This window comes from Cyanobacteriota bacterium (genome assembly GCA_025054735.1).
Classification (GTDB): Bacteria; Cyanobacteriota; Cyanobacteriia; order SKYG9; family SKYG9; genus SKYG9.
Genome location: JANWZG010000242.1, coordinates 1 through 6,074 on the forward strand (window position 1 = coordinate 1; position 6,074 = coordinate 6,074).

At 49.6% G+C, this 6,074-nt stretch carries 6 protein-coding genes; 3 read left to right on the top strand and 3 right to left on the bottom strand.

From position 1 onward, the window contains the following. Together NZ772_12095 and NZ772_12100 are read right to left on the bottom strand one after the other, a co-directional pair. Window positions 1-1,367 (bottom strand): site-2 protease family protein (locus NZ772_12095; GenBank protein ID MCS6814289.1); only part of this gene is annotated, 1,367 nt, incomplete at its 3' end. A 114-nt stretch (window positions 1,368-1,481) separates the two neighbouring features. After that, on the bottom strand, window positions 1,482-2,441 hold the full coding sequence (locus NZ772_12100) for an ABC transporter permease (protein ID MCS6814290.1): 960 nt from the start codon (window positions 2,439-2,441) through the stop codon (window positions 1,482-1,484). Window positions 2,442-2,578: 137 nt separating this feature from the next. On the opposite strand from NZ772_12100, the gene NZ772_12105 reads away from it, so the two are divergent. After that, window positions 2,579-2,908 (top strand): helix-turn-helix domain-containing protein, encoded by a 330-nt coding sequence (locus tag NZ772_12105; GenBank protein MCS6814291.1) that lies wholly within the window; start codon window positions 2,579-2,581, stop codon window positions 2,906-2,908. On the opposite strand, the gene NZ772_12110 is transcribed toward NZ772_12105, so the two are convergent. Beyond that, window positions 2,905-4,875, bottom strand: a complete 1,971-nt coding sequence (locus NZ772_12110; GenBank protein MCS6814292.1) for a DNA polymerase III subunit gamma/tau — start codon at window positions 4,873-4,875, stop codon at window positions 2,905-2,907. The genes NZ772_12105 and NZ772_12110 overlap by 4 nt on opposite strands. Before the next feature lie 70 nt (window positions 4,876-4,945). Here NZ772_12110 and NZ772_12115 point away from each other — a divergent pair, with 70 nt between their 5' ends. Then, window positions 4,946-5,566 (top strand): cytochrome b N-terminal domain-containing protein, encoded by a 621-nt coding sequence (locus NZ772_12115; GenBank protein MCS6814293.1) that lies wholly within the window; start codon window positions 4,946-4,948, stop codon window positions 5,564-5,566. 22 nt (window positions 5,567-5,588) lie between these two features. Then, the gene (locus tag NZ772_12120; protein ID MCS6814294.1) at window positions 5,589-5,936 is read left to right on the top strand and encodes a methylated-DNA--[protein]-cysteine S-methyltransferase; all 348 of its coding nucleotides are present in this window, start codon (window positions 5,589-5,591) and stop codon (window positions 5,934-5,936) included. Window positions 5,937-6,074 lie beyond the last annotated feature (138 nt).

Here is a 6,074-nt window from a genome sequence, read left to right on the forward strand (position 1 = left end):
TGCAAGACAATGATAACCAGTGCCCAGTACAAGGCCAAGGGATTAACAAATGAGGCCACACCGAGCACAATGATAGTTGCGATCGTTAACCAACTAGCGGTTTTGCGTCCATAAATTGCTTGAACAATTCGGCCTCCATCTAGTTGCCCAGCAGGCATTAGGTTCAGGGCATTAATCAGTAGACCTAACCAACCAACTACAGTTAGGGGATGAATGTGCACGATCGCAGCTTGCAGGGTATCTCCCAACATGACCTTCGCTACTGTCCCTACCAAAATTGACCCCTGGAAAAACTGGGAGGGGATTTGAAACAGGCTATCGGCATTAGAGAGTGCCAGTCCTGCAATCAGCATAATGAGGGACACTATTCCACCAGCTAAGGGGCCAGCCACTGCAATGTCAAATAGAACTGATCGCGACGGTAGCAGCGACTCAAACCTTGTCCAGGCACCGAATGTCCCAATCTGTAAGGTAGGGATGAAAAAGGGTGGACTAAGCTTGATGGCATGTCGAGCTGCCTGCCAGCGGTGCCCAAGTTCATGGGCAGCGAGGATAGCTAGAATTGCTGAGGCAATGGGTAAGGCTTCAGCGAACCGAGCTGGAGTACTGAAAACATCAAAGCCAAGTAACAATCCAGCGGTTTCTTCACAACTGGCGATCGTAACCACTGCCAGTGCAATCGCCACCAGCAACTGCCAAGCGTTAGTAGGCTTTGGATCAGTGGTGCTAGGCAACACAATCATGACAGGCTTTCCGTCTGGATTTTCCACCAAGAATAGACGGTAGCGATCGTGCACTCGCTCACGCAAGCTAGCAGACAGGCGGGCGTAGACGTGATCAGCGTCTCCCCGCAAATTGCCCTTGAAGATAGCTCCTTCTTGATAGGGAATGGTTTCTGTGACAAAGAATGTATCAACCCCAAATATGCCCTGAATTACCCGCAGCTCGTCAGCAGGAATGGGCATGGTCTTTGGTTTAGGCTCAGGGGATTTTTGCTCGCTGGTAGAGGGTTGTGAGCTGGCTTGAGGGTTCTGATCCTGACTAGCCATTGGCAATGTACTCTCAGGTGATTCTAGAGCTTTTGAGGTAGGCTGTTCTGACTGTCGTGATGTCAATTCTTTCACCGATGCTCGGATCTGCCGCCCGATCGCGATATAAAGTCCTGTACAAATTAGAAACAGGAAGAGGACAGTAGCTAAGTTTAGGTAGACACCTATAGCAACTAGTCCAAAGAATAAGAGCCACGGAGCAATCAGGAGTAACGATTGCAACCATGCCAAGATGCCCACCCTACCGTAGGCACGGGCGCGGTAAAATCCCCAAGCTAGAAAGCCGATGGCCACTATTTCCAGTAGTGCAGTTGTCATCAGTCACCCTCGCTGCGATCGTTCCAGTAACCTCGTTTCTATATAAACTACTCTAAGCTGCGATTGACCCAATCACCAATTAACCCATCCTTCTAGTTGGGCTAGAGAGGTCAACTACTTACCCAAGGCAGCAGGTGGGTCAGCACGGAGCATCTGGGCAATCGGATGACGAACTAAGACGGGAAGATACATCAACAAGCGCTCAAGCCAGTCGCTAGAGGTGAGCACCAACATACAAATCATCAACACAAAGGGAGCTGTTGTGAAAATCTGGGTCGGTATTGTAGGAATTGCACTTTGGGCAACGCTTGCCAAAGACTGTAAGATGCCAAACAGATAGGCTCCTAAGGCTGCTCGCAGAGGGTTCCAACCACCGAAAATCACGATCGCCAGCATAATCCAACCGTAGCCAGCAGTATGTCGGTGGCTCCAACCAGCTTTAAAGTCAAGAGAAAATGCAGCCCCAGCAATGCCTAGTAGTGCTCCACCGATAGCCGTGTAAACGTAGCGCCAGACAACTACGTTGGCACCGCGCGCAAAAGCTGCCGCAGGTTGTTCACCGATCGCTCGTAACAGGAGTCCATCACGGGTCTTGTAAACATAGATAACAGTTACCCCTATCAATAGGTAGCTGCTATAGACCAAGAGGTCACTTTGAAAGAATAGTGGCCCTAGGATGGGGATATGCTGCAACCAAGGCAGTTTGAAGCTAGGCACTGTCGGCCCTGGCACGCGCACAAATGGGTTGCCCAAAAATGATGATAAATCGCTGCATAGCATGGTCAATACGAACCCAATGGCAACCTGCGACTGTTTCAAGGTCAGGGATCCAAAAGCTAGTATGAGGGCAATGGTAGCACCCACAGCGGCAGCTCCCAGAAACCCTAGCATGAGACTGTTGGTTGTTTTAGCTACAGCAAAACCCACCATAGCACTTAACAGTACAGTGCCCTCTGCTGAGAGATTAATAACACCAGCACGCTCAGTCAGGGTTTCACCAATGCAGCCAATAACTAGAGGAGTGGCTGTGGCGATCGCCGTTGCTAGGATAGCAATAATCTGGGTACTGTCCATACAATTTGTCCGTATATCGAGTGTTTTATGCTACCTCTCATCCCTTGATTTTACGCTATCCATAAGCTAGGGGCTATACGTAAACTACGCCTATGGACTGGGATACACGATAGATAAACCTATCATGGTTAAGGATCATGGTTAAAGCTGTTCCGATTATCACAGAGCGGGGCTGTAAGTCATTAGGGCAATTAATTAAGCGGTTTCGGGAGGCTCCTAAACCAGGTTTTCCTAAGGGGTGGTCACTAGATGAGTTTGTGGCAGAGATTCAGCAGGAAACTGGCTTCACTATCAGTAAGAGTACCCTAAGTAAGCTAGAACGCGGCCACAGTGAGCCTAAGTGGGATACACTCGCCATCTTGGCAGCCACGGGTTTTCTTGTCAATGCCAAGACAGGTGAGCCGCTGACCACTGCCCAGTTGTTTGAAATCGCCTGTGAGCAGTTGAGTTTATCTGAGATTAACTAGAACGGAGCCTCGTCAGCGTCAGTGTCTATCCAAGCAGATGTACCTGCTTGCTCTGACAAGGTATCGGTGCCATTTTCTAAATCCACAACAACGCCCCCAAACCACTCAGCTAAGTTTTTTGCTGATCGTTGCACCTCATCAATATCATGACGATAACTTGAAGCTGATGCAGATAACGACTCAGGCTGAGGCAATGCTGGCAGAGAGTTGGGGGTAGACAACAGATCTGAGCTTGATGCAGGTGATACAGTGGCAACAGAACTGGTAGTTGCTTCCATCACCTTGTGGGGTAATGGTGATGGTGGTGGATAGGTTGAGGCTGGCGGCTGTGGAGCAGGAGCACTATCCTGAGGGGTAGGGACTTCTGGTGGCGGTGCAACGACGATCGTTACCTTTACCTCTCGTCCCAATACTTCCCTAAAGGCCGCTTCCATGTTCTTGAGTTGTCCCTGGGCTGGTCGCAACAACTTTTCTGCGTTAATGCCAATGTTGACTTCATTACCATGGATGGCTAACAACCGACCGTGATCACTCAATAATCCTCTGGTTAGGGGATGGATAACTGCCATTACTTGCGTCCAGGTGGTTGCCAAGTCAGGCTGGGTAGCGGGTGGATTGGTGGCCAGTGGTGAACCAGCAACCCCTGATGAAGACTGGAGGCTAGGGGATTGCAGGGTAACTGGCGATGTTTTAGGAGTAGGAGTTTTGAGGGGAGACAATTGAGGCAATGGCGGAGATAACTCTGGCAGTACAGAGTGGGAAGATGTAGTCGGTTGAGGTAGTTGACGCTGTGGCATGGCCTCTGTCTTGGCAGTTAGAGCCTGGGATGGCTGACTAGTAGCAATCTTTGAGATATGAGGCTCCATGACTGGTTGCAGAGTTAGCGGCAACAGTCCCAATAGGGCTACCTCTAACCAGAGCCGAGGCTGGGCAGTATTCTTTACTTGCAATTCACAGGTACGCAAGTGTTGTTGGCTAGCTAGGATGGTGTCTGTCTCTAAGGATTGTGCTAGGGCACACAATTGGCTCCAAGTGTCAGGGGTCAAAGCTGTCAGATCGCTGCGATCGGGGGCTGTTTTGGCAATTAACAGGTCACGATAGAAACCCGCTAGATTTTGCAACACAATCAGTGGTTCACGTCCGCGATCCATCAAGGTACGAGCACGATCTAAAATCCCTACAGCATCATTAGTGGCGATTGCCTGCACTAGAGCCAGCAAGTCTTGCTCAGGGACAGCACCGACCAAATCCCAGACTTTTGCTGGAGTGATGGGGCCTGCCAACAGACTCAGTTGATCCAACAGGCTTTGGGCATCGCGCAAACCACCTTGAGCAATCTGAGCCACTAGGCGAACTGCTTCCTGGGTGATATCGATTGCTTCAATCGCGGCAATGCGACTCAAGTGACTCACCATGGCTTCTAGGGGAATGCGGCGGAAGTCAAACCGCTGACATCGAGAAATAATGGTTGGTAGCACCCGCTGTGGATCTGTTGTTGCCAACACAAACACCACATGGGCAGGTGGCTCTTCTAAGGTTTTGAGTAGCGCATTAAAGGCAGATGTGCTCAGCATGTGACATTCATCAATCACATACACTTTGTAGCGACACTGCACGGGCGCAAATTGAGCGCGTTCAATTACCTCTCGAATGTTATCTACGCCAGTATTGCTAGCGGCATCAATTTCAACTACGTCTAGAGCAGAACCAGTGGCGATCGTCCGACACACATCACACGCACCACAGGGTTGTGCCGTTGGTTGATGACTGCTCAGGCAGTTTAAGGACTTCGCCAAAATCCGAGCACTAGAGGTCTTGCCTGTTCCCCGTGCCCCTGTAAACAGATAAGCTGGGGCAATTTTTCCTTGGCGCAGCGCATTGGTCAAGGTTGTAGCGATCGCATCTTGCCCCACTAACTCCGCAAACGTTTGGGGACGATATTTGTGATGTAGCGGTTCATAGGCCATCGATTTACCAGTGAGATCTTGTTAAGATAAATTTATGTTCCTTAACAATTCCTAACTTTAGGAGGGCACAATGACCCTTACCCAACCTACCTACATTCTGCGTCGAGTAGCAACACTATTGTCTATCGCCATCTTAACCCTATGCTTGATGGCTGCGATTACAGGTACTCTATTGTCGTTTTATTATGAACCAACAGCAACGGGTGCCCATGCTTCCCTAGAATTTATTACCAACGATGTTCACCATGGTTGGCTGATTCGCACGGTACATAATGTAGCTGGCAATGTTGTTGTAGTGTTAGGGCTAATTCAACTGGTGGTTTTGTTTTTCAGCCGTTGCCTCCAGCCCGCTTGGGTAACAGCCTGGGTTAGCGGTGTCACCTTCACCCTCAGCGCGATTGGCTTAGGATGGACAGCTATGATTCTAGATTGGTCACAAGTTGGTTACTGGCGGCTGAAGGTTGAACTGGGAACTATTGCTGCAATACCTGTAATTGGCAGTCAAATTCAAACTCTGTTGACTGGTGGCGGTTTTGGTAGCATGACCATTCAGCGCATGTATACACTGCACAGCTATGTGCTGGCGATCGTCGCTGTGACCTTGGCTGCGATTCATCTAATTAGTCTGTTGCAACAAGAACGCCGCCTTAACACACCTACTGCTGATAAGATTGCCTCACAGGTATCCTAAGCTAAAATGAGTGACGACAACGGTGACCACCTACGATCGCATCTATGCTGTAGTTTGCCAAATTCCCTATGGACGTGTAGCAACCTATGGGCAAGTTGCCGAGCTGGTAAATCTGCCTGGTTGCGCTAGATTGGTTGGCTATGCGCTTTATCGTGTTAATCGTCAGTCGGTTGAAATTCCTTGGCATCGGGTGATTAATGCCAAAGGTACGGTGTCGTTCTCATCCCTGCGGCAAGGTTCAGACTATCTGCAACAGCGCTTGTTGGAAGCAGAAGGCATTCAGTTCGATTGCAATGGTCGCCTCAGCCTGCGCACCTACCAATGGCACCCACCCCTGACTAGCTTCAGCACAAATCCGAACATGGTTTGAGTACGACTTTTAGGCTAGGATACTAGTGACTATAACGTCACGTTTCTGAGTAATTTTCTTATCTAAAATCTGGAACGTTTATACGGAGAGGAGCACACACGATGGCTTTTGAACTTCCTACCCTGCCCTACGATCGCG